Origin of the sequence: Nonomuraea sp. NPDC050328 (assembly GCF_044459405.1) — a bacterium.
Classification (GTDB): domain Bacteria; phylum Actinomycetota; class Actinomycetes; order Streptosporangiales; family Streptosporangiaceae; genus Nonomuraea.
Genome location: NZ_JBITIW010000002.1, coordinates 778,946 through 801,517, shown reverse-complemented (window position 1 = coordinate 801,517; position 22,572 = coordinate 778,946). Strand labels below are relative to the sequence as shown.

The 22,572-nt window shown below is 71.4% G+C and carries 24 protein-coding genes and 1 riboswitch; of the genes, 17 read left to right on the top strand and 7 right to left on the bottom strand.

Annotated features, from left to right (window positions below; translation table 11 throughout):
• Positions 1–110: 110 nt before the first annotated feature.
• From ACIBG7_RS09885 to ACIBG7_RS09840, 10 genes are all read left to right on the top strand, one after another.
• Positions 111–1,019, top strand: a complete 909-nt coding sequence (locus ACIBG7_RS09885) for a F0F1 ATP synthase subunit gamma (protein WP_357924257.1) — start codon at positions 111–113, stop codon at positions 1,017–1,019.
• A gap of 61 nt (positions 1,020–1,080) precedes the next feature.
• Complete coding sequence (locus ACIBG7_RS09880) at positions 1,081–1,323, top strand: DUF3040 domain-containing protein (RefSeq protein WP_357924256.1); 243 nt, start codon at positions 1,081–1,083, stop codon at positions 1,321–1,323.
• A 168-nt stretch (positions 1,324–1,491) separates the two neighbouring features.
• A complete protein-coding gene (locus ACIBG7_RS09875) occupies positions 1,492–2,910 on the top strand; it encodes an amino acid permease (protein WP_357924255.1) in 1,419 nt (472 codons plus the stop codon).
• A gap of 3 nt (positions 2,911–2,913) precedes the next feature.
• Entirely contained in the window at positions 2,914–4,158 is a 1,245-nt protein-coding gene (locus ACIBG7_RS09870; protein WP_357924253.1) for an arginine deiminase, read from the top strand.
• A gap of 26 nt (positions 4,159–4,184) precedes the next feature.
• A complete protein-coding gene (gene argF, locus ACIBG7_RS09865) occupies positions 4,185–5,189 on the top strand; it encodes an ornithine carbamoyltransferase (protein WP_357924251.1) in 1,005 nt (334 codons plus the stop codon).
• Positions 5,189–6,124: a carbamate kinase gene (gene arcC / locus ACIBG7_RS09860; RefSeq protein ID WP_397335796.1), complete on the top strand. Its 936-nt coding sequence runs from the start codon at positions 5,189–5,191 to the stop codon at positions 6,122–6,124. Before argF ends, arcC begins: the two co-directional genes overlap by 1 nt.
• A 15-nt stretch (positions 6,125–6,139) precedes the next feature.
• Complete coding sequence (locus ACIBG7_RS09855) at positions 6,140–7,552, top strand: amino acid permease (protein WP_357924248.1); 1,413 nt, start codon at positions 6,140–6,142, stop codon at positions 7,550–7,552.
• Positions 7,549–8,436 carry a universal stress protein gene (locus ACIBG7_RS09850; protein WP_397335795.1) on the top strand — a complete coding sequence of 296 codons (888 nt, stop codon included), beginning with the start codon at positions 7,549–7,551 and terminating at the stop codon, positions 8,434–8,436. The genes ACIBG7_RS09855 and ACIBG7_RS09850 overlap by 4 nt, the downstream gene beginning before the upstream one ends.
• A 271-nt stretch (positions 8,437–8,707) precedes the next feature.
• Positions 8,708–9,202 (top strand): transcriptional regulator, encoded by a 495-nt coding sequence (locus ACIBG7_RS09845; RefSeq protein WP_357924244.1) that lies wholly within the window; start codon positions 8,708–8,710, stop codon positions 9,200–9,202.
• Between the two features lie 298 nt (positions 9,203–9,500).
• Entirely contained in the window at positions 9,501–9,650 is a 150-nt protein-coding gene (locus tag ACIBG7_RS09840) for a hypothetical protein (protein ID WP_357924242.1), read from the top strand.
• A gap of 427 nt (positions 9,651–10,077) precedes the next feature.
• Here ACIBG7_RS09840 and ACIBG7_RS09835 read toward each other — a convergent pair whose 3' ends face one another.
• The gene (locus ACIBG7_RS09835) at positions 10,078–10,524 is read right to left on the bottom strand and encodes an SAV_6107 family HEPN domain-containing protein (protein WP_357924240.1); all 447 of its coding nucleotides are present in this window, start codon (positions 10,522–10,524) and stop codon (positions 10,078–10,080) included.
• Between the two features lie 424 nt (positions 10,525–10,948).
• On the bottom strand, positions 10,949–11,740 hold the full coding sequence (locus tag ACIBG7_RS09830) for a peptidoglycan-binding protein (protein ID WP_397335794.1): 792 nt from the start codon (positions 11,738–11,740) through the stop codon (positions 10,949–10,951).
• 119 nt (positions 11,741–11,859) lie between these two features.
• Between ACIBG7_RS09830 and ACIBG7_RS09825 the strand changes: the two genes are divergently transcribed.
• Both ACIBG7_RS09825 and ACIBG7_RS09820 read left to right on the top strand, forming a co-directional pair.
• Positions 11,860–12,336 carry a YbaK/EbsC family protein gene (locus ACIBG7_RS09825; protein ID WP_397335793.1) on the top strand — a complete coding sequence of 159 codons (477 nt, stop codon included), beginning with the start codon at positions 11,860–11,862 and terminating at the stop codon, positions 12,334–12,336.
• Positions 12,333–12,893 (top strand): GNAT family N-acetyltransferase, encoded by a 561-nt coding sequence (locus ACIBG7_RS09820; RefSeq protein ID WP_397335792.1) that lies wholly within the window; start codon positions 12,333–12,335, stop codon positions 12,891–12,893. Before ACIBG7_RS09825 ends, ACIBG7_RS09820 begins: the two co-directional genes overlap by 4 nt.
• A 20-nt stretch (positions 12,894–12,913) precedes the next feature.
• On the opposite strand, the gene metF is transcribed toward ACIBG7_RS09820, so the two are convergent.
• Positions 12,914–13,840, bottom strand: a complete 927-nt coding sequence (gene metF / locus ACIBG7_RS09815; RefSeq protein ID WP_357924232.1) for a methylenetetrahydrofolate reductase [NAD(P)H] — start codon at positions 13,838–13,840, stop codon at positions 12,914–12,916.
• Positions 13,841–13,906: 66 nt separating this feature from the next.
• Between metF and ACIBG7_RS09810 the strand changes: the two genes are divergently transcribed.
• Positions 13,907–14,959 (top strand): polyprenyl synthetase family protein, encoded by a 1,053-nt coding sequence (locus ACIBG7_RS09810; RefSeq protein ID WP_357924230.1) that lies wholly within the window; start codon positions 13,907–13,909, stop codon positions 14,957–14,959.
• 116 nt (positions 14,960–15,075) lie between these two features.
• Here the strand turns inward: ACIBG7_RS09810 and thiE are convergent, their stop codons facing one another.
• Genes thiE through ACIBG7_RS09795 form a run of 3 tightly spaced genes read right to left on the bottom strand, consistent with a single transcriptional unit; the run spans position 15,076 to position 17,260 of the window.
• Complete coding sequence (gene thiE, locus ACIBG7_RS09805) at positions 15,076–15,717, bottom strand: thiamine phosphate synthase (protein WP_357924228.1); 642 nt, start codon at positions 15,715–15,717, stop codon at positions 15,076–15,078.
• Positions 15,695–16,069: an Rv2175c family DNA-binding protein gene (locus tag ACIBG7_RS09800; protein WP_357924226.1), complete on the bottom strand. Its 375-nt coding sequence runs from the start codon at positions 16,067–16,069 to the stop codon at positions 15,695–15,697. The genes thiE and ACIBG7_RS09800 overlap by 23 nt, the downstream gene beginning before the upstream one ends.
• A 30-nt stretch (positions 16,070–16,099) precedes the next feature.
• Entirely contained in the window at positions 16,100–17,260 is a 1,161-nt protein-coding gene (locus tag ACIBG7_RS09795; RefSeq protein ID WP_397335791.1) for an NAD(P)/FAD-dependent oxidoreductase, read from the bottom strand.
• A 25-nt stretch (positions 17,261–17,285) separates the two neighbouring features.
• Positions 17,286–17,397, top strand: a riboswitch (TPP riboswitch).
• Between ACIBG7_RS09795 and ACIBG7_RS09790 the strand changes: the two genes are divergently transcribed.
• The 4 genes from ACIBG7_RS09790 to pknB all read left to right on the top strand — a co-directional run bounded on the left by ACIBG7_RS09790 (position 17,387) and on the right by pknB (position 21,537).
• Positions 17,387–18,547 (top strand): FAD-dependent oxidoreductase, encoded by a 1,161-nt coding sequence (locus tag ACIBG7_RS09790; protein WP_397335790.1) that lies wholly within the window; start codon positions 17,387–17,389, stop codon positions 18,545–18,547. It overlaps the preceding riboswitch by 11 nt.
• Positions 18,547–18,747 (top strand): sulfur carrier protein ThiS, encoded by a 201-nt coding sequence (thiS, locus tag ACIBG7_RS09785; RefSeq protein ID WP_397335788.1) that lies wholly within the window; start codon positions 18,547–18,549, stop codon positions 18,745–18,747. Before ACIBG7_RS09790 ends, thiS begins: the two co-directional genes overlap by 1 nt.
• Positions 18,740–19,522 (top strand): thiazole synthase, encoded by a 783-nt coding sequence (locus tag ACIBG7_RS09780; protein WP_397335787.1) that lies wholly within the window; start codon positions 18,740–18,742, stop codon positions 19,520–19,522. Before thiS ends, ACIBG7_RS09780 begins: the two co-directional genes overlap by 8 nt.
• 68 nt (positions 19,523–19,590) lie before the next feature.
• Positions 19,591–21,537 (top strand): Stk1 family PASTA domain-containing Ser/Thr kinase, encoded by a 1,947-nt coding sequence (gene pknB / locus ACIBG7_RS09775; protein ID WP_397335786.1) that lies wholly within the window; start codon positions 19,591–19,593, stop codon positions 21,535–21,537.
• A 113-nt stretch (positions 21,538–21,650) separates the two neighbouring features.
• Here the strand turns inward: pknB and alc are convergent, their stop codons facing one another.
• Positions 21,651–22,571, bottom strand: coding sequence for an allantoicase (alc, locus tag ACIBG7_RS09770; RefSeq protein WP_397335785.1), 921 nt, complete (start codon positions 22,569–22,571; stop codon positions 21,651–21,653).
• Position 22,572: the final 1 nt, after the last annotated feature.

Sequence of the window (22,572 nt, the reverse complement as noted above, 5' to 3'; positions counted from 1 at the left end):
GGGACGGGTCATTAAAAGGGTGTTGGACGGAAAACACAGTACCAGGCGCCACCTGCTGCGACGCGCCGGGGGTAGGGTCGTTGATCACCTAACGTCATCGGGGAGACGCAGTGGGTGCTCAGCTACGCCGGATCCGCCAGCGAATCAGGTCCGTGCGCTCGACCGCGAAGATCACCCGGGCCCAGGAGCTGATCGCCTCCGCCCGGGTGGGCAAGGCGCGCGACCGGGCGGAGGCCGCGGCGCCGTACTCCAGGGAGATCTCCAAGGCGGTCTCGGTGCTGGTCAGCCACCATCTGGCGATCGACCACGCGCTGCTGAACCTGCGGCCGGACACCTCCCGGGTGGCGGTGCTGCTGCTCACCAGCGACCGGGGGTTCTGCGGCGGCTACAACCACTCGGTGATCCGCCAGGGCCAGGCGCTGACCGAGCTGCTGCTGGCGCAGGGCAAGCAGCCGGAGTACTACGTCGTCGGCCGCAAGGGCGTGGAGTGGTTCAGCTTCCGCGGCCGGGAGCTGGCCGGGCAGTGGACGGGGATGTCCGGCGAGCCCGGGTACGCCACGGCCGCCGAGATCGGGCAGTTGCTCATCGAGGCCTTCGACCGGCCGACCCGCGAGGGCGGCGTGGGCGAGGTGCACGTGATCTACACCGAGTTCGTGAGCATGCTGACGCAGCGCACGACGGTGCACCGGATCCTGCCGATGGAGGTCGAGGAGGTCGAGGAGGTCACCGGGGACGGCCCGCCGGTCGCGGTGGCGCCCTACGACTTCGAGCCGTCGGCGCAGGACGTGCTGGACGAGATGCTGCGCAAGTACGTGCGCTCGCGGATCTGGTTCATGATGCTCTCGGCCGCCGCCTCAGAGTGGGGCGCGCGGCGCACGGCGATGATGTCGGCGACCGACAACGCCCGGGAGCTCATCGCCTCGCTGACCAGGGAGGCCAACTCCGCCCGGCAGGCCGAGATCACCACGGAACTGACGGAGATCGTCGGCGGTGCCGAAGCGCTCAAGCACGGCCCATGATTTGCCAAAACCGGACAAACTCCTATAAAACCTCCTTCAAGTCATTCCGGGGGAGGTTCCTATGGCGCTGTCCGCGCGCGACCAGTCGGTTCTCGAGGCCATCGCGGGCCAGCTCCGCGCCGACGACCCCGCCTTCGCCCGTCGGTTCAGCGAGCACGGTGACGGCGAGGTCACCTCCGAGCGGATCGTCAGCAGCCGCGAGCTCTGGCCGGTGGCGCTGATCGTGGTCTGCCTCGCCGTCTTCGCCGCCGCCATGATCGTGGCCGGCTCCCCCGAGTCCCTCCCGCACGTCGTGACCAGGTAATTTCCCCACCAACCATCGTGTAGCACCCTCAGTGCCGGGCACGTCACGGAGCGTCGCATGCATAAACGCGTGCGACTTTCGTGATTTCCGGGATTCCGGTGAGCTCCGGGACTCCCGGGATCCCGTGATTCCGGTGATTTCCGGTTGTTTCCGGGCAAGGGGGCGGACATGGCGGCACCGACGGGGGATCGACCGCCGCAAGGCGGTCTCGCGGCCGAGGAAGCTCGGCTCAGGGACGACGAAGCGGCCGAGGTGGCCGCCGAACGCGGCAAGCTGAGCCTGCCCCAGGCGATCTCCCTCGTGGTCGGCAACATCGTGGGCACCGGCGTCTTCCTGCTCCCCGCCTCCCTGGCCGCCTTCGGCACCGTCAGCATCGTCTCGATGGCCATCGTCACGCTCGGCGCGATCGCGCTGGCCGTGGTCTTCGGCAAGCTCGGCGCCCGCATCCCGGCCGGCGGCGGGCCGTACGCCTACGCCCGCGACGCCTTCGGCGAGTTCACCGGCTTCTGGAACGCCTGGTCCTTCTGGCTGACCGCCTGGCTCGGCAACGCCGCCATGGCCGTCGTCTGGGTCAACTACGTCAACTACTTCCTGAACTGGAACTCCCTCGGCGGGCAGCTCGCCCTGGCGATGGTGGCCCTGTGGATCCCGGCGCTGATCAACCTCACCGGCGTCAAGAACATCGGCGCCTTCGCGCTGGTCACCACGATCCTGAAGTTCATCCCGCTGCTCTTCGTCGGCGTCGTCGGCCTGTTCTTCGTCCAGTCGGCCAACTTCGGCCCGTTCAACGCCACCGGCGGTAGCTGGATCGCCGCGCTGTCCACCGCGGGCGCGCTCGCGCTGTTCATCTACTCCGGCGTCGAGAGCGTCACCATCGTGGCGGAGAAGGTGAGGAACCCGACCCGCAACATCGGCCGGGCCAGCGTCTACGGGGTGCTCATCTGCGCCGCGATGTACATGCTCTCCACCGTCGCCATCATGGGCACCGTCCCGCACGGCGACCTGACCGAGTCCAGCGCGCCCTTCGCCGACGCCATCAACAACATGTTCGGCGGCAGCATCGGCGGCGGCATCATGGCGGTCTGCGCGATCATCTCCGGCATCGGCGCCATCAACGGCTGGACCATGCTGGTCGCCGAGATGCCGCTGGCCGCGGCCAAGGACGGCATGTTCCCCCGCGTCTTCGCCAAGGAGAACCGGCGCGGCGCCCCCTGGTTCGGCATCGTGCTCGGCACCGCCCTGACCTCGCTGGTGGCGCTGTACAACTACTTCGGCACCGAGGACGGCTTCAACTTCATCCTGCTGATCGCCACCTTCACCACCGTCATCCCGTACTTCTTCTCGGCCTGCGCCCAGCTGTTCTGGCTCGTCACCCGCGGCCGGCGGGTCGAGGGCGCGCGCCTGACCCGCGACCTCGCCGTCTCGCTGGTGGCCATCCTGTTCGCCTTCTGGATGACCTACGGCGCCGGCCAGGAAGCGATCTTCATCGGCTTCCTCATGCTGCTCGTCGGCATCCCGGTCTACATCTGGGTCAAGTCCAAGCGGGGCGAGTACGGCCCGCGCGAAACCACTCCTGCACAGGGATAGAAGATGACCTTTCATGTCGATTCCGAGGTTGGCAAGCTCTACCAGGTCCTGGTGCACAAGCCGGAGCTGGCCCTCAAGCGCCTGACCCCGACCAACGCCGCCGACCTGCTCTTCGACGACGTGCTGTGGGTCCAGCGGGCCCTGGAGGAGCACGAGGAGTGGCAGCAGGTGCTGCGCGACCGCGGCGTCACCGTCTACCTCCTGGCCGACCTGCTGCGCGAGGTCATCGACCTGCCCGAGGCCCGCAAGCACATCCTCGAGGGCATCATCGACGAGCGCTGGCTCGGGCCGCTGGCCACCGACGCCATCCGCAACCTGCTCGACGCGATGCCCGCCGCCGACCTGCAGCCCTTCCTGACCGGCGGCATCACCAAGCTGGAACTGCAGGAACGCGGCGTCGACCCCAAGTCGGTCGCCTTCCACACCCTGGACGAGGAGGACTTCATCCTCCCGCCGCTGCCCAACCACCTGTTCACCCGCGACACCTCGTGCTGGGTCTACAACGGCGTCTCCATCAACGCCATGAAGAAGAAGGCCCGCATGCGGGAGACGGTGAACCTGGAGGCCATCTACCGCTGGCACCCGCTGTTCGCCGAGGGGTACGGCAAGCCGGAGTCGGGCGGCTTCAACGTCTGGATGCCCGGCCAGGCCGCCGCGCCGGCCACCATCGAGGGCGGCGACGTGCTGGTCATCGGCCGCGGCGCCGTACTGATCGGGATGAGCGAGCGCACCCAGCCGCAGGCGGTCGAGATGCTCGCCAAGAACCTCTTCGCCAAGGGCGCCGCCAAGAAGATCGTGGCGCTGAACATGCCGAAGAAGCGCGCCTTCATGCACCTCGACACCGTGATGACCATGGTCGACGTCGGCGTCTTCACCAAGTACGCCGGCCTGGACCAGCTCCCGTCCTTCACCATCGAGCCCGGTGACAACGACAAGGAACTCAAGATCACCGACCACCCGGCCGAGGACATGAACAAGGCCATCGCCCGGGCGCTCGACCTGGACGACATCAAGATCCTCACCGCCACGCAGGACGTCTTCGCCGCCGAGCGCGAGCAGTGGGACGACGGCTGCAACGTGCTGGCCCTGGAGCCGGGCGTGGTGGTCGCCTACGAGCGCAACACCACGACCAACAACTTCCTGCGCAAGAACGGCGTCGAGGTCATCGAGATCCGCGGCAGCGAGCTCGGCCGCGGCCGCGGCGGACCCCGCTGCATGAGCTGCCCGCTCGAGCGTGACGGCATCTGACTTCCAGAGGACCCGGGGGACCGTCCATGGCATTCAACCTGCGCAACCGCAGCTTCCTCAAGGAGCTCGACTTCACGCCCGAGGAGTTCCGCTACCTGCTCCGGCTCTCGGCCGACCTCAAGGCGGCCAAGTACGCCGGCACCGAGCAGCCGCGGCTCAAGGGCAAGAACATCGCGCTCATCTTCGAGAAGACCTCCACGCGCACCCGCTGCGCCTTCGAGGTCGCCGCGCACGACCAGGGCGCGCACGTCACCTACCTCGACCCGTCCGGCTCCCAGATGAACCACAAGGAGTCGGTCAAGGACACCGCCCGCGTGCTGGGCCGGATGTTCGACGCCATCGAGTACCGCGGCAGCGCCCAGTCCAACGTCGAGGAGCTGGCCCGCTACGCCGGCGTCCCGGTCTGGAACGGCCTGACCGACGAGTGGCACCCGACCCAGATGCTCGCCGACATGCTGACCATGGAGGAGCACAGCGACAAGCCGCTGCACGAGATCTCCTTCGCCTACCTCGGCGACGCCCGCAACAACATGGGCAACTCGCTGCTGGTCACCGGCGCCATGTTCGGCATGGACGTGCGGCTGGTGGCGCCAAAGACGCTGCAGCCGGACGCCAAGATGGTCGTCAAGCCCGCCAAGGACCTGGCCAAGCGGACCGGCGCCCGCATCACCGTCACCGACGACGTGGCCAAGGGCGTCAAGGGCGTCGACTACCTCTACACCGACGTCTGGGTCTCCATGGGCGAGCCCAAGGAGGTCTGGGACGAGCGCATCAAGCTGCTCAAGCCGTACCAGGTCAACGACAAGGTGGTGAAGGCCACCGGCAACCCGGACGTGCTGTTCATGCACTGCCTGCCGGCCTTCCACAACCGCGAGACCAAGGTCGGCGAGGACATCTTCGAGAAGACCGGCATGGACGCCCTCGAAGTCACCGAGAGCGTCTTCGAGTCGCCGCGCTCGATCGTCTTCGCCGAGGCCGAGAACCGCATGCACACCATCAAGGCGATCATGGTCGCCACCCTGGGGGACTGATGCGCGTCATCGTCGCCCTCGGGGGCAACGCCCTGCTGCAACGCGGCGAGAAGCCGGACGCCGAGAACCAGATCGAGAACGTCCGCACCGCGGTCAAGACGCTCGCCCGGGTGGCCGCCCAGCACGAGCTGATCATCACCCACGGGAACGGCCCGCAGGTCGGCGTCCTGGCCGTGGAGAGCGCCGGCGACCCGAACCTGACCAAGTCCTACCCGTTCGACACGCTCGGCGCCGAGACGCAGGGCATGATCGGCTACTGGCTGCTGCAGGCCCTGCAGAACGCCCTGCCCGGCCGCCAGGTGCTGTCCATGGTCACCCAGACGCTGGTCTCGGTCACCGACCCGGCCTTCGAGAACCCGACCAAGTTCGTCGGCCAGGTCTACAGCCAGGCCGAGGCCGAGAAGCTGGCCAGGGAGAACGGCTGGACGGTACGGCCGGACGGCCAGTACTGGCGCCGGGTGGTGCCCTCCCCCATGCCGCAACGCGTGGTGGAGACCCGGCTGATCCGCAAGGCGATGCGCGACGGCGTCACCGTCGTGGCCGCCGGCGGCGGCGGCATCCCGGTCATCCGCGACGAGGACGGCCGGCTGCGCGGCGTCGAGGCGGTCATCGACAAGGACCTCACCGCCGCCCTGCTGGCCGAGGCGCTCGAATGCGACGCCTTCCTCATCCTGACCGACGTGCCCCGGGTGATGAAGGACTTCGGCACCCCGCAGCAGACCGAGATCGCCCACACCACGCCGCACGAGCTGCGGTCCATCGACTTCCCAGCCGGGTCCATGGGGCCCAAAGTGGATGCTGTGTGCCGGTTCGTGGAGACGACCGGCGACATGGCCGCCATCGGGAAGCTCGACCAGGCCGTGGAGATCCTCGCCGGCACCGCGGGCACGATCGTCACGCCCAACGCCACCTGGCCGCTGGCCAGCACCCTGTAGCCCGAGGGGGACCGGATGACCGTGGTGCAGCGGTTGCTCCGCACCAAACCCACCGACGAGATCGTGGCCGAGGCCGGCCGGGGCGAGGGCGGCGAGCTGCGCCGGACCATGGGGCTCTGGCAGCTCACGCTCTTCAGCGTCGGCGCCACCCTCGGGACCGGCATCTTCGTCATCCTCGGCCAGGCCGTGCCGAAGGCGGGACCCGCCGTGGTGCTCGCCTTCGTCCTGGCCGCGGTGACCGCCCTGTTCTCGGCGCTCAGCTACGCCGAGCTGGCCGGGACCATCCCGGTCTCCGGCTCCTCCTACTCCTACGCCTACGCCACCCTGGGCGAGCTGGTCGCCTGGATCTGCGGGTGGTGCCTCATGCTGGAGTACGCCGTCTCGGTCGCGGCGGTCGCCGTCGGCTGGGGCGAGTACCTCAACACCTTCCTCAAGGGACTGTTCGGCTGGGAGCTGCCGGCCGCCGTCACCCACTCCCCCGGCGACCAGGGCGGCGTGGTCAACGTGACCGCCATCCTGATCGTGGTGCTGGCCTGCTGGCTGCTGCTCGGCGGCTCCTCGGAGTCGGCCACCGCCAACGCGGTCTTCGTGCTCATCAAGGTCGCGGTGCTGGCGTTCTTCGTCATCGTCGCCTTCACCGCCTTCCAGACGAAGAACTTCGCGCCTTTCGCGCCCATGGGCATCGCCGGCATCACCGCCGCCGCCTCCCAGGTGTTCTTCTCCTACATCGGCTTCGACGCCGCCTCGACCGCCGGCGAGGAGGCCAAGAACCCCAAGCGCGACCTGCCGCTGGCGATCATCCTGTCGCTGCTGGTGGTCACGGTCATCTACGTCCTGGTCGCCATCGCCGCCATCGGCGCCATGCCGTGGCAGGACTTCGACCCCGACACCACCGAGGCCAGCCTCGCGCTCATCGTGGACCTGGCCACCGGCGCCACCTGGCCCGGCCTGATCGTCTCCTTCGGCGCGGTCATCGCCATCGCCAGCGTCGTCCTGACCGTCATGTACGGCCAGACCCGCATCCTGTTCGCGATGTCGCGCGACGGGCTCATCCCGCGCGTCTTCCAGAAGGTCAACCCGCGCCGCCAGGTGCCGGTGGCCAACACGCTCATCGTGACGGCCTTCATCGCCGTCCTGGCCGGGCTCATCCCGCTCGGCCAGCTCGCCGAGGCCACCAGCATCGGCACCCTGTTCGCCTTCGCCATCGTCAACGTGGGCGTGCTCGTGCTCCGCTACACCCGGCCGGACCTGCCCCGCTCCTTCCGGACGCCGTTGTTCCCGATCACCCCGATCCTGGGCGTGCTCTTCTGCGTGCTGGTCATGGCCGGGCTGGCCGGTGTCACGTGGGTGGCCTTCCTGATCTGGATGATCGTGGGCCTCATCGCCTATGCCGCGTACGGCTATCGCCACTCGAGGTTGGCCTCATGAAGATCAAGAAGATTCTGACCGGGTTCATTCCGGAGGCGCGCGGGCGGGACGGGCTGCTGCTGGCCGTACTGCTGGCCAGGCAGTCCGGGGCCGAGCTGACGGTGGCCACCATCCAGCCGCCGCCCTGGCCGACGCCGGGGCCCGGGCGGGCCGACGAGGGGGCGTGGCGCGCCTACCTGCGCGAGCAAGCCGAGGACTCCCTCTCCGAGGCACGGGAGATCGCCGGGCCGGACGCCTCCTACGTGGTCCACCACAACAAGGGCAGCGGGCGCGGCCTGGTGGACCTGGCCCGGCGGCAGGGCGCCGACCTGGTCGTCATCGGGTCCGCGCCGCACGGCACCAAGGGCCGCATCGCCCTCGGCAGCACCGCCGACCAGCTCCTGCACGCCTCCTCGGTGCCCGTGCTCCTGGCGCCCAGGGGCTGGGGCGAGACGGCGCCGGCCGCCTTCGAGCGGCTCACCGTCGCCTACCGGCGCGGGCCAGGCTGTGACGAGGCCACCCGGCTGGCCGCCAAGGCCGCCGCCCAGCTCGGCGTCTCGATGCGGCTGGTCACGCTGCTCATCCAGGGCGGGCTGATCCGCGGCGGCAACGCGGAGCTGGAGACCGCCATGGTCGAGCGGCTGCGCGACCAGGCCGACAGCGACCTGCGCTCCGCCGCCCGCGGGCAGCGCCGGCGGATCGAGGTCGAGGTGGAGATGGCCGAGGGACGCACGGTGAAGGAGGCCATCGACTCGGTCGCCTGGGTCGACGGCGAGATGATCATCTGCGCGTCCAGCGACAGCGGGCCGCTGCGCCGGGTCTTCCTCGGGGACACCTCACTCAAGATCATCAAGGCGGCTCAGCGTCCTGCGATGATCCTCACTAGGCAACCTGGCAAACAATGACGACGTAGTGGTGCTGAAGGTGCTCATGTGACATTTGTGGCACATCCCGCCGGACCGGATTCGGCATCTTTTTTCCAATCAGCTTGACCTTCGGCGACGGGACCTTTACCGTCACTGTGCGTAACCACACCTCGCGGCCGATCTGGGTCAACCAGGCTCATGGCTACCGATGGTGCCCCTAGGGGCACCACCCCCCGGTGGCTCGGGCATATGCCGCGAGGGAGGACAATTTACTGAGAGCACGTCATAAGAGAAGCCGGGGGGCCACACGATGCCGTCTGAGTACGCAAAGATGCTGGGTGCTCGACTCCGCGCCATCCGCACCCAGCAGGGCCTGTCCCTGCACGGAGTCGAAGAGAAGTCGCGTGGCCGCTGGAAGGCCGTGGTCGTCGGCTCTTACGAGCGCGGTGACCGAGCCGTCACCGTCCAGAAGCTGGCCGAGCTTGCCGACTTCTACGGGGTGCCCGTCTCCGAGTTGCTGCCCGGCGGTGCCGCGCCCAGCCCGCTCGGCCCGACGCCGAAGCTTGTGATCGACCTTGAGCGCCTGGCCCAGCTCCCCAAGGAGAAGGCCGGCGCCCTTGCCCGCTACGCGGCCACCATCCAGTCGCAGCGGGGTGACTACAACGGCAAGGTGCTCAGCATCCGGCAGGAGGACCTTCGGTCCCTGGCGGTCATCTACGACAAGTCGCCCAGTGAGCTGACCGAGGAGCTCATCAGCTGGGGCGTCCTGGACGCCGAGGCCCGCCGCGCGGTCGAGTCCTTCTGACCCCACTTCGCTTAACCGAGGCCGTGTCCCATTTTTCCGGACACGGCCTCTTTTGTCGCCCAACTTCGCCCTCTTGGACGCCCCGCCCCGTCCCCTTGACGCCCCGCCCGCCCTCCTTGCCGCCATCCCCCCTCTTGCCGCCATCCCCGCCCTCTTGTCGCCCCGCCCCGCCCTCCTTGCCCTCTTGTCGCCTCGCCTCGCCTCGCCTCGCCGGCTCCAGGCCGCGCCGCAGTCCCGCCTCTCCGGCCCCCAAGCTGCCCGCAACCGGTTCCCAAGATCACCAGGTGACCCTGGGACCATGCGAAAACCCGCCACCCTCCTGTGCGCCACCCTGGCCCTGGCCGCCCTGCCCATCTTCGGCGTGATGCTGTGGGGTCCGCCCGACCTCGGCGACCTCCCCTGGAACCGCCCCGGCTACGGCGGCCTGCTCCTCCTCGTCACCCCCTGACACCGGGCGACGGTGCCGGCGTACCGGCATCGCTCGGCCAGCCACCCCCTCCGGCGCAAACGTCCGCGTGGACACCTTCCGGCGGAGCGCACAGTCGGGCAGGCCGTGGGGACCCATCACGCAAGGTGAACACCACCGGCACCCAGGCCGCCTCGCCGGGGAACGCGAGACCAGGGTCGGACCGCACCACCTGGGCGGAGGCCAGAACGGGGCGTGGGCGCACGGCGGCACCCGGGGTGGGCCCAGGGCTCGGCCCGGACGCCGAAGCCCGCTACAGGCTCGGCCTGGACGCCGAAGCCCGCTACAGGCTCAGACCGGACGCCGAAGCCCGCTACAGGCCCAGGCCGGACGCCGGAGCCCGCTACAGGTCGTCAGGGGGCCAAGGGGTCGTCAAAGGTCGTCAGTGGCCGTCCGGGGACGCTGCTCTTCAGCCGGCCAAGGGCACGTCGAGGGGTAGAAGGGGCTGGGCGGGGACGCCCAGGATCGCCTCCACTCTGGAGACGAAGGTCTCGGCCTCGGCGAGCAGTTCGTCGGCGTCGGCGGTGGTGATGTTGCGCACCACGCCGGCCTCCGCCGAGGCGCGCTTGGCGGCGCTGGCGGTGAAGAAGGGGGCCCAGTCGGCGAGCTGCGGTTCGGCCTCGGGAAGGAGTTCCCAGGCACTGCGCAGCCGGCGACGGCGGCCCTCGGTGGGACGGGGGTGCGCGGCCAGGATGGCGGCGGCGGCCCGGAGGGCGGCCATGTGCGCCGCCACGTAGCGGGCTGCCGGGGTGCGGGCGGTGGCCGCCTCCGCCAGGCAGGAACGTGAGTCGTTGAGGTGAGCCCGGACCGCGGTCGACAGCCGGGGCCCGTGCGCGTCGTTTCGTCGCGGGGTCATCTCTGCCAGCCTCCTTGGGGTCATGGCGGCTCCCGGCGTTCCCACCAGTGAGGTCAACACTGCCAGACCCCACCGACATTTCCGCCGGGCGGCCGGACGAGGAGCTTCCCCTCTCCCCGTCCGGCCGGGACACGCCCAGCTCGTCTCCGCCGACGACGAGGACGTGCCCTTCGCCCGGGCGAGCCCGGCCGTGGCCGCCGTCCGGGGGGACGACGACCACGACCAGGCTCTTCGATGCGAGCCGCGAGCCTCACATCGCTACATCGAACATAATTTCGATCACTGCTGGTGTCAACCGGATCGCCGAACACGGGTTCGATCAATCGGTCGAGTTCGCGACAGGGCCCAGCCCGCCGGATCCCGGGAAGGCGCAGCGAAAAGGCCGCGTCCCCGGTGCGGGACACGGCCTTTCACGGCGACGGGGCTAGCGGGAGAACCGGCCCCGGACGTGCACGGGCACGCCCTTGCCGAGCATGCCGGGCAGTACCTCGGCGACGTTCATCGGCAGCCGCACGCACCCGTGCGAGGCCGGCTGGAGGGGAACCGACAGCGCGCCGTGGAAGGCGATGCCGCCGTTGAAGAAGATCGGGTTGTAGAGCTGACCCAGGTAGGACCGGTGCCAGCCGTTGGCCCGCCAGGTGGTCTTGTAGTCACCCGTGGGCGTGCGCGCCGAGCCGCAGAACCGCTGCGACTTGCCCTGCCAGACCGCGGTCTCGCAGTACGGCACGCCGCTCCCGGAGGAGATGTGCGAGATCAGCTTCTGCTGGCCGTCCACGTAGAAGACCATGATCTGCTTGGTCAGGTCGACCTCGACCCTGGTCGGCTTGCCACGGGGGACGAGCACCTTGGGCGTCCTCGGGTTCTCCAGCGCCTTCCAGGTGCGGGCGCCGATGGTGCTGGTCGGCTTGATCCCGTTGACCTTCTGGAAGGCCCAGACGGCCGTCAGGGTCGTCCCGCCGTAGCGGCCGTCGGCCTTGCCCGGCTTGTAGCCGAGCCCGGCCAGGCGGCTCTGCAGCCACTTCACCGCCGTGCCCTTCGCGCCCAGCTTGAGCGTCTTGCGCGGCGCCACCACCGGATCCACCACGGAGCCCGCAGCCGTCACAGGGCCCGCCGTCGCCCCCGCGACGGTCGTGGGGACCTGCTGGACCGCGGCGGACGCGGCCTGGCCGCCGCCCGCGAGAAGAACGGCTCCTGCCGCCAGGAGTGCGACAGCCAAACCCCGCTGCCGTTGGCCCACTCCCATCACCCCCATATGTCATTAACAATCGAATCAAGTGACACTAGCGCACCACCATGTCGGAGTAATTCGCCAGTCAAGCTGTTTAGAGTGGCCGCATGCCGGAAAAGTTGCATCCCACCACCGTCCGCGTGGCCGAGGCGCTCCGTGAGCTCGGCGCGGGCGGCGAGATCGTCGTCCTGCCCGAGTCCGCGCCCACCGCGGCGGCCGCCGCCGCGCAGCTCGGGTGCGAGGTCGGCGCGATCGCCAACAGCCTGATCTTCGACGCCGACGGCGCCCCGCTGCTGGTCCTGACCAGCGGGGCGCATCGCGTGGACGTGGAGCTGATCGCGCGCACGGCGGGGGCGGCGAAGGTACGGCGGGCCACCCCCGAGTTCGTGCGGGCGGCGACCGGCCAGCCCATCGGCGGCGTGGCCCCGGTCGGTCACCCGGCCCCGGTGCGCACGCTGGTGGACACCTGGCTGGCCAAGCACGAACAGGTGTGGGCCGCGGGCGGCCACCCGCACACCGTCTTCCCGACCACCTACGAGGAACTGCTGCGCATCACCGACGGGACCGCCGCGGACGTCGAATGATCGAGCTGCGCGACGCCGGCCCGGCGGAGTTCGCCCGCCGCCTCGACGAGGTGGTGGGCGTCTACGCCGCGGCTATGCGCCCGCCCGGCGAGCAGCTCCCGGGGCGCACGGCGATCATGCGCAGCCACACCGCCTACCCGGCCTTCCGCGGGCTCCTGGCCGAGTTGGACGGCACGTGCGTGGGCTTCGCCTACGGCTTCCACGGCGCGTCCGGGCAGTGGTGGCACGACGTGGTCTACCGGGCGCTCAGCGACGACCGTGGCGAGCTCGTGGCGGACGCCTGGCTGGGCGACGCCTTCGAGCTCGCCGAGATCCACGTGCATCCCGACTGGCAGGGCAAGGGCGTGGGCCGGGCGCTGCTCACCCGGCTGTGCGAGGGGCGGCGCGAGCGCTCGGTCGTGCTGTCCACCCACGACCAGCCCACGATCGCCCGCCGCCTCTACCGCGATCTCGGCTTCGACGACCTGCTGTCCGGCTTCGTCTTCCCGGGCGGCTGGGAGCTGTACGCCATCGCGGGCGCACGGCTCCCCCTGATCAGCACCCTGAACGAAGGCTGACCAGGGCTGATCAGGGCCGGTCAGGCCGGGGCCGCGGCGACGGCGGGCTGGATCCGCTGGAAGACCTCGGCGGTCGCGCTGGAGCGGTTGAAGGTGATGAAGTGGATGCCCGGCGCCCCCTCGGCCAGCAGCCGCTCACACAGCTCGGCGCCGTGGTCGATGCCGAGCGCGCGCACCGCCGCCGGGTCGTCCTTGACCCGCTCGAAGCGCTCGGCCACCTCGGCGGGGAACGGCGCGCCCGACAGCTGCTCGGAGCGGGCGATGGTGCTGAACTGGGTCACCGGCATGATGCACGGGATGATCGGCGTCTCGCAGCCCTGGGCGGCGACGCGGTCGCGCAGCCGGAGATAGTCGTCGGCCCGGAAGAACATCTGCGTGATCGCGTAGTCGGCGCCCGCCCGGCACTTGCGCACGAAGTACTCGGTGTCGGCCTCGATGGACGGCGAGCGCGGATGCTTGTACGGGAAGGCCGCCACGCCCACGCAGAAGTCGCCCGACTGCCGGATGAGCCGTACGAGCTCCTCGGCGTACAGCACCCCCTCGGGGTGCTGGACCCACTCCGCGCCCGGGTCGCCGGGAGGGTCGCCGCGCACCGCGAGGATGTTGCGCACCCCCGCGTCGGCGAAGCGCCCGACAAGATGGCGCAGCTCGCGGATGGAGTGGTTGACCGCGGTGAAGTGCGCCACCGGGGTCAGCGTGGTCTCGTGGGCCACCCGCTCGACGATGTCGACCGTGCGGTCACGGGTGGAGCCGCCCGCGCCGTACGTCACCGAGACGAAGGTCGGCCGCAGCGCCTCCAGCTCCCGGATGGCCCGCCAGAGCTGCCGCTCCCCCTCGGCGTTCTTCGGCGGGAAGAACTCGAAGGAGAACGTCTGCCGGCCGGTGGCGAGGAGCTCGCGCACGGTCGGGACGCGGTCGGGGAGAGTGGAGGGGCGACCCAGTGCCATGGGACAAGGGTACCGACACCCGATGGACAGCGGGTGGCACGCCGGGCAGCCATTACGCTCAAGGGCATGACCATGGACTTCCTCCGCAGCGCGGTCGAGAGCTCGCTGACCGAGTTCGCCGACCGGCAGCGGGCGATCGTCAGTGGCCCCGAGCTCGCTCCGCTGCTCGCGGCGGCGCGTGAGCTGCTGGCCGGTGGCAAGCGCCTGCGCCCGGCCTTCTGCTACTGGGGCTGGCGCGCGACCGGCCGGCCGGAGACGCCGGCCATCGTCGCCGCCGCCGCCTCGCTGGAGCTGCTGCAGGCCAGCGCGCTCGTCCACGACGACGTGATGGACTCCAGCGACCTGCGCCGGGGCATGCCCTCGGCGCACCGCCGCTTCCAGGCCCTGCACGAGCGGTCCGGCTGGTACGGCTCAGCCGCGCAGTTCGGCGAGGGCGCGGCGATCCTGCTGGGCAACCTGCTGCTCATCTGGTCGGGCGAGATGTGGCGCACCAGCGGCCTGCCGCCCGAGGCGCTGGCCGCCGCGCAGCCGGTGCACGACCACATGCGCACCGAGCTGATGTGCGGCCAGTACCTCGACCTGCTGGAGCAGGCGCACGGCGAGAACACCTTCGACTCCGCGCTGCGCGTCGCGCTCTACAAGAGCGGCAAGTACTCGGTGGAGCAGCCGCTGCGGCTCGGCCTGACGCTGGGCAACGCCGGCGGCGCGCCCTGGATCGACGAGCTGTGCGTCGGCTACGGCACCCGGGTGGGCATCGCCTTCCAGCTCCGGGACGACATCCTCGGCGTCTTCGGCGACCCGGCCGAGACCGGCAAGCCGGCCGGTGACGACCTGCGGGAGGGCAAGCGGACGATGCTGGTGGCCAAGGCGCTGGCGGCGGCCTCGGCCGCGGAGGCGGCGACGATCCGGCGGCTGCTCGGCGACCCGGAGCTCGACGCCGCGGGGGTCGCGGCGCTCCGCTCGATCATCGAGGACACTGGAGCGTTGCAGGAGTGCGAGGACCTCATCGGGTCCTACCTGGAGGAGTCGCTGGCGGTGCTGGACAAGGCGCCGGTCACCGGCGAGGCCAAGGCGGCGCTGGCCGAACTGGCGGTCGCGGCCACCTCCCGCAAGACCTGAGCCCGCGGGCAGGACAAGTCGCGCCGCCTCCCGCAAGACCTGAGCCCGAGGGCGGGGCAAGCGGGCGGGAAAGAGCCGTGCCCGGGCTTTGCGGCCCGGGCACGAGGGATGGTCGGTCAGGTGGCGGCGGCTAGCCGCTTGGCGAACTCCGCCGCGGCCGCGCCCGGGTCCTCCGCCTCGGTGATCGCCCGGACCACCACCACGCGGCGCACGCCGTACGAGAGGACCTCGTCGAGGTTGTCCAGGTCGATGCCGCCGATGCCGAACCACGGGCGGGCGGCGCCGAGCCCGGCGGCGTGTCTCAGCAGCTCCGGGCCGGGCGCGTGGCGTCCGGGTTTGGTGGGTGTGGGCCAGATCGGCCCGCAGCAGTAGTAGTCGACCCCCTCCTCGGCGGCCGCCGCCGACGCCTCCGCGGTGGAGTGCGTGGAGCGGCCGATGAGGATGTCGTCGCCGAGCAGCTCGCGCGCGACGGGCACGGGCAGGTCGTCCTGGCCCAGGTGGAGCACGTCGGGACGGGCCGCGTACGCGATGTCCGCCCGGTCGTTCACCGCCAGGAGCCTGCCGTGCCGGTCGCAGGCCTCGCGGAAGACCTCCAGGAGCGCGAGCTCCTCGCGTGCTTCCAGGCCTTTTTCCCGGAGTTGCACGATGTCGACGCCGCCGGCGAGCACGGCGTCGAGGAAGTCGGCGAGGTCACCGCGGTCGCGGCGGCCGTCGGTGCAGAGGTAGAGCCGAGCGTCAGAAAGCGAGGGCCTGGGCACGTCGCTTGACCTCGGTGTGACGACCGGCCCTGATCGCCTCGATGGGCGAGCCGGGGAGCGAGTCGTCGGGGGTGAACAACCAGCGCAGAGCCTCGACGTCGTCGTATCCCGAGTCGAGGAGCACGGTGAGCGTGCCGGGCAGTCCCTTCATCACTTCGCCGCCGTCGAGGAAGACGGCGGGCACCTGCGGACCGCCGCTGCCCCGGCGCACGCCGAGGAGCTTGTGGTCCTTGAGGAGCTGCTTGGCGCGGCCGATCGAAAGGTCGAGCCGCTTGGCCACTTCGGGGAGCGTGAGCCACTCGTCAACGAGCTGCTCGGTGTCCCGGTCGATCTGTGCAACAGAGAGCGTCACGACACCACAACTACCACACGCCGTCCTTGCTCAAACTACACAGTCTCGTAGGGGGACCTGTGAATCCGCCAGCAGCGCCGCGTCAAGATGCTGTCCCGCTTCGATGATCCGGCGGCCCTGGACGAGGTCGCGCGGCCGGTCGACGGTGAGAATCGCGGCGAGGCGATCATCGCTGGTCAGCCAGCACGCGGTCCATTTCGGCTCGCCTTCGCCGCGGTAGAGCAGCCGCGCCTCCTGCGGGTCGCCGGCGAACTGGACCATGTGCCCGAACTGCTCCGACCAGAAGTACGGGACCGGGTCGTAGACCTCGTCCTGGCCGAGCAGCGCCGCGGCGGCCACCTCGGGGGCGCCCAGGGCGGTGTCCCAGTGCTCCACGCGCAGCCGGCGGCCGTAGCGGCGCGACCACCACGCGGCGCAGTCGCCGACCGCGACCACGCCGGGCATCGAGGTGCGCAGGTGCTCGTCGGTCACCACGCCGTTGTGCAGGTCGATGTCGGCGTCGGCGAGCCATTCGACGGCCGGCCGTACGCCGATGCCCGCCACGACCACGTCGGCGTCCAGGAACTCGCCGGAGGTCAGCCGGACGCCGCCCTCGTCCACCTCGCTCACCATGGCCCCGAGCCGCAGGTCGATGCCGTCGTACCAGGGGATGATCCGCTCTCCCACCTCGGGCGCGACGGCGTGCGCCAGCGGGGCCCGGCCGGCCTCGACGACGGTCACCGCGCATCCGGCGCGGCGGGCCGCGGTCGCGACCTCGGCGCCGATCCAGCCCGCGCCGACGACGACCACCCGCGCCCCGGCCACGAAGGTGGCCCGCAGCAGCAGGGCGTCGTCGATGGTGCGCAGCACGTGCTGCGGCCCGTCGCCGGGCAGCCGGATCGGGTCGGCGCCGGTGGCGATCACCAGGCCGTCGAAGGGCAACTCGCCCTCGGTGGTCTCCACCACCCCCTCGCGCAGGCCCTTGGCGGCCACGCCGGGGCGGAAGTCCACCTCCATCGCCTCCAGGTCGACGTCCACGTAGGTGCGGTCCGTCTCGCCGAGCAGCACCGCCTTCGACAGCGGTGGCCGGTCGTAGGGCCGGTGGCGCTCCTGCCCCAGCAAGGTGATCCCGCCTTCGTACCCACGGCCCCTCAGGGCCTCCACGCTGCGTACCCCGGCCAGGCCCGCGCCGACCACCACGACATGATTCACGGCTCCGACCCTAGTAGGCTGGAGCCGCAAGACGCGCGGGAGTCCGGCTGCACCGGGCTGAGAGGAAGGCTGGCGGCCTTCGACCGCAGACACCTGATCCGGATCATGCCGGCGAAGGGAGCGGACATGGATGTGATCGTGGGCGGGGGCGTCGCCGGCCTCGCCGTCGCCTGGCGGCTGGCCCGCACCGGGCGTCCCGTCACCGTCGTCGATCCCGCTCCGGGCGCCGGGGCCTCCCACGCCGCGGCCGGCATGCTGGCCCCGGTCAGCGAGACCGCCTACACCGAGACCGCGCTGCTGCGCCTGGGCTCGGCCTCGCTGCGCCGCTGGCCGGAGTTCGCCGCCGACCTGGCCGCCGACCTCGGCGAACCCGACTGGGCGGCGCTGCTCGACTACCGCACCGACGGCACGCTCGACGTCGCCTTCAACGCCGACGACCTGGCCGCGCTCGACGAGCTGGCCGCCTTCATGGCCGGGCTCGGGCTGCCGGTCGAGCGGCTGACCGGGCGCGAGTGCCGGCGGCTGGAGCCCATGCTGGCCCCCTCGGTGCGCGGCGGCCTGCTGGCCGGCGGCGACGCCTGGGTCGATCCCCGCCGGCTCACCCGCGCCCTGCTGGCCGCGTTGACCCGGCTCTCCGTGCCGCTCGTGGCCGCCCGCGCGGAGGCTCTCCTCCGCTCCGGCGACCGCGTCCACGGCGTACGGCTGGCGCGATCCGACGGCGGGCCCGGCAGCGGATTCGACGGCGGATTCGACGGCGGTTTCGGCGGCGGGCTCGACGGCGGGCCCGAGGATCTGGAGGCCGAGCGGGTCGTGCTGGCCGCCGGGTCCTGGAGCGGCGCGCTGCACGACGTCCCGGTCCGGCCGGTCAAGGGCCAGATCCTGCGCCTGCGCTCCCCCGAGCCGCTGCTCACCCGCTGCGTGCGCGGCCTGGTCCACGGCAACCCCGTCTACCTCGTCCCGCGCGGCGACGGCGAGCTGGTGGTCGGCGCGACGCAGGAGGAGCTGGGCTTCGACACCCGCGTCACCGCGGGCGGCGTCTACGAGCTGCTGCGCGACGCCCGCGAGCTGGTGCCGGGCGTCACCGAGCTGGAGCTGGTCGAGTGCGTGGCCGGGCTGCGGCCCGGGACGCCCGACAACCTGCCCCTGATCGGCCCGGCGCCGGAGCCGGGCCTGGCCCTGGCCACCGGGCACCACCGCGGCGGGGTGCTGCTCGCCCCGCTCACCGCCGCGATCATCCAGGGCGAGGAGAGCGAGCTGGCCGCGTTGTGCTCGCCGGGAAGGTTCTGATGAAGGTGACGATCAACGGCGCCGCGCGTGAGGTGCCGGAGGGCACGACCGTGGCGCAAGCCGTACGCACGCTGACGGAGCAGACCACCGGCGTCGCCGCGGCGGTCAACGACGAGGTCGTACGGCGGGGCGCGTGGGAGTCCACGGCGCTCGGCGACGGCGACCGCCTCGAGGTGCTGACGGCGGTGCAGGGTGGCTGAGGGCACGCCGGACCTCGCGGCGGACGAGCTGGTCATCGCCGGCGAGCGGTTCGGCTCCCGGCTGATCATGGGCACCGGCGGGGCGCCGTCGCTGGAGGTGCTCGACCAGGCGCTGGCCGCCTCGGGCACGGAGCTGACCACGGTCGCGATGCGGCGGCTCGACCCGGCCGCCCGCGGCTCGGTGCTGGACGTGCTGCGCAAGCGCGACATCAAGGTGCTGCCCAACACCGCGGGCTGCTTCACCGCCGGTGAGGCCGTGCTGACCGCGCGGCTGGCGCGCGAGGCGCTGGGCACCGACTGGGTCAAGCTGGAGGTCATCGCCGACGAGCGCACGCTGCTGCCCGACCCGATCGAGACCTTCGACGCCGCCGAGCGGCTGGTCGCCGACGGCTTCGTGGTCCTGCCGTACATCGGGGACGACCCGGCGCTGGCCCGGCGGCTGGAGCAGGCGGGCTGCGCGGCGGTGATGCCGCTGGGCGCGCCGATCGGCTCCGGGCTCGGCATCCGCAACCCGCACAACATCGAGCTGATCGTCGAGGCGGCCGGGGTGCCGGTGATCCTCGACGCGGGCATCGGCACGGCGAGCGACGCGGCGCTGGCGATGGAACTGGGCTGCGACGCCGTCCTGCTGGCCACCGCGGTCACCCGGGCGCAGCGGCCGGAGCTGATGGCCTCGGCCATGCGCGCGGCGGTCCAGGCCGGGCGGCAGGCGCGGCTGGCCGGGCGCATCCCGAGGCGGCACCATGCCCACGCCTCGTCCCCGCTAACCCCGTGAGAGTCAATCCAGCATCGGTTTCGGGCGGTCAAACCCTCGCGGTGGCAAATCGCCCGTAAACTCGGCGTGTGGACACGACGACTGCGGACCCCCTCGTCGGGCGGCTACTCGACGGGCGCTACCGCGTCGAGTCCCGGATCGCCCGTGGCGGCATGGCCAGCGTCTACCTGGCGCTGGACGTCCGGCTCGACCGCACGGTCGCGCTCAAGGTGATGCACCGCTCGCTGGCCGAGGACCCGGCCTTCGTGCGCCGGTTCATCGGCGAGGCCAAGTCGGTGGCGAGCCTGTCGCACCCGAACATCGTGCACGTCTTCGACCAGGGCACCGACGGCGACGTGGTGTACCTGTCGATGGAGTACGTGCCGGGCAAGACGTTGCGCGACATCCTGCGCGAGCGGGGCCGGCTGGCGCCGCGCGAGGCGCTGGAGCTGATGATCCCGGTGCTGGCCGCGCTCGGCTCGGCGCACCAGGCGGGCATGGTGCACCGTGACGTCAAGCCGGAGAACGTGCTCCTGACCGACGACGGCCGGGTCAAGGTGGTGGACTTCGGGCTGGCCCGCGCGATCGAGGCGACCAACCAGACGCGCACCGGGATGATGATCGGCACCATCGGCTACATGTCGCCGGAGCAGGTGACGACCGGCGGGGCGGACGTGCGCAGCGACGTCTACGCGTCGGGGATCATGCTCTTCGAGCTGATCACGGGGCGGCAGCCGTACGAGGGGCAGACCCCGATGGCGGTCGCCTACAAGCACGTGCACGAGACGGTGCCGCCCACCGGCACGCCGCTGATCGACGCGCTGATCGGCCAGGCCACCGGGCACGAGCCCGCCTCCCGCTACGCCGACGCCTCGGCGATGCTGGTGGCGGCGGTCGAGGCGCACCGGATGATGCCGCACGCGTCGCTGCCGAACGGGTCGATGGGCCATGCCTCGATGCCCGGCAGCGGCGTGGGGCTGTCGGCGCCGCCGGCGACCGGGCAGCACCTGCAGCCCGGCGGGCCGGGCACGACGCCGCAGTTGAGCCCGTCGCACACGCTCATCCAGCCGCGGGCCGAGGTGCCCGCCGAGCCCCGCCCGGCCAAGCGCAAGGGCGCGGGCTGGTTCCTGATCGTGCTGGCCGTGATCATGGTGGGCGCGGTCGGGGTGAGCGCGTGGTTCTTCGCGCAGCCCACCTACGTCCAGGTGCCCGACCTGCTCGGGCGGCCGGTCGAGGCGGCGCAGCGGGCGATCGTCTCGCGCGGCTTCAAGGTCAAGCTGGCCGAGGGCCGGCACGACGGGAAGGTCGGCGCGGGCCTGGTGCTGTCCACCGACCCGGTCGCCGGCACCTCCGTGGAGGAGGCGTCCACGATCACCCTGGTGCCCTCGCTCGGGCCCAAGCTGGTGACCGTGCCGGGCCTGCGCGACATGACCGAGGAGCAGGCGCGGGTCATGCTGGCCGAGGCCGGGCTCAAGGTCGGCAAGGTGCGCCGGGTGGAGAACCCGCAGGTCGCGCGGGGCAAGGTGCTGGAGTCCCGGCCGCCGGCCGGCGAGCGGGTCAAGACCGGCACCCAGGTCGAGATCCGGATCAGCGACGGCCTGCTCATGCCGGACGTGAACGGCATGTCCCGCGACGACGCCAAGGCGCACCTGGAGTCGCTCGGCCTGCCCGTGCAGGTGCGCGAGGTGGACGACGAGGCCGAGCCGTGCACCGTCATCGCCCAGGTGCCGAAGGCCAAGTCGCCGGTGGACAAGGGCATGCCGGCCGAGATCACCGTGGTCAACTGCGGGTTCAGCCTGCCGGACTGGTGGATGCGCGGCGGCGAGGACTCCGAGGCCGGGGACGACGGCCGCGAGATGCGGCTGGTCCCGACCGTGGTCGGCAAGAACCTCGGCGAGGCCCGGCAGGAGCTGGAGGCGGCGGGGTTCAAGGTGAAGATCCGGCGGCTGCTCGGCACCGGCGTGGTCCGCCTGCAGCGCCCGATCCCGCCGGACGCCGAGCGCCCGGTCGGCGCCACCGTCACCCTCTGGCACTGACCTCCGCGAACCCCGCGCGGCCCGCACCGGGGTAGTGGAGGCATGCGCGTGCACACCGCCGGGTCCACGACTTCGACTGGCACCCGGCGGCGATCAAGACCATCGCGTGGCGGTCACGTTTCTGGGGTGAGGTGGCCGTGCAGGCGGACGCGGGCCAGGCCGCCGTCGGGGTAGATGTCGACCCGCACGTGGGTGACCGGCGGGGCGTCGGTGAGGCGGAAGCGGTGCGGCGCGTCGGGCTGGAGCGGCGTCCTGGGCAGCAGTTCGATCTCCCGCGGCCCGTCGAGGCCGGTGAGCGAGACCCAGCCGGGCGCGTTGTAGATCAGGTTGGTGGTGTCGATCTCGGCCAGCCGGATCACGCCGCGCCCGGCCAGCCGGATGACCAGCCAGTCGTTGCCCTCGGTCCGCCGGCGGGCGGTCTCCCAGCCCTCGGCCTGGTGCCGGGACAGGCCGGGCGCGATGACGTTGTTGGGCGAGGAGTAGAACTGGTTCGAGCACGAGGTGACCAGCCCCCCGTTGGCCAGCGCGGCCAGGTCGAGGCTCAGCCCGTCGTACACCGACAGGTCGGCCCGCACCTCGCCGTGCACCCGCAGCCGGGCCACGCCGCCGTCGGGGTAGATGTTCAGCCGCACGTGCGTGTAGCGGCGCTCGTCGTCGACCTCGAACAGGTGCTCCGCGTCGCCCTTGAGCTCGCTCCTGGGCACGATCTCGACCCAGGTCTCCAGGTCGGCGCTGGCCTCGACGGAGGCGTGCGGCGGGTAGTTGCCCTTGAACCACGCGGTGTCGATGACCACGCCGCGGATCACGCCGGGCAGGCCGAGCCGGACGACGGCCCAGTCGTGGCCGGGCTCGCGGCGGCGGCGGGTCTCCCAGCCGTCGTACACCTGGCCCTTGTTGCCGAAGGTCTCGGCGCGGAAGCCGGGCCGGCCGGGCCGGATGAGACTCTCCTTCTCGGCGAAGGACTCGTCGTTGGCGGCGATGACGGCGCCGCCGAGGCTGCGCAGCGCCAGGTCGGGCAGGGAGGTGAAGGACACG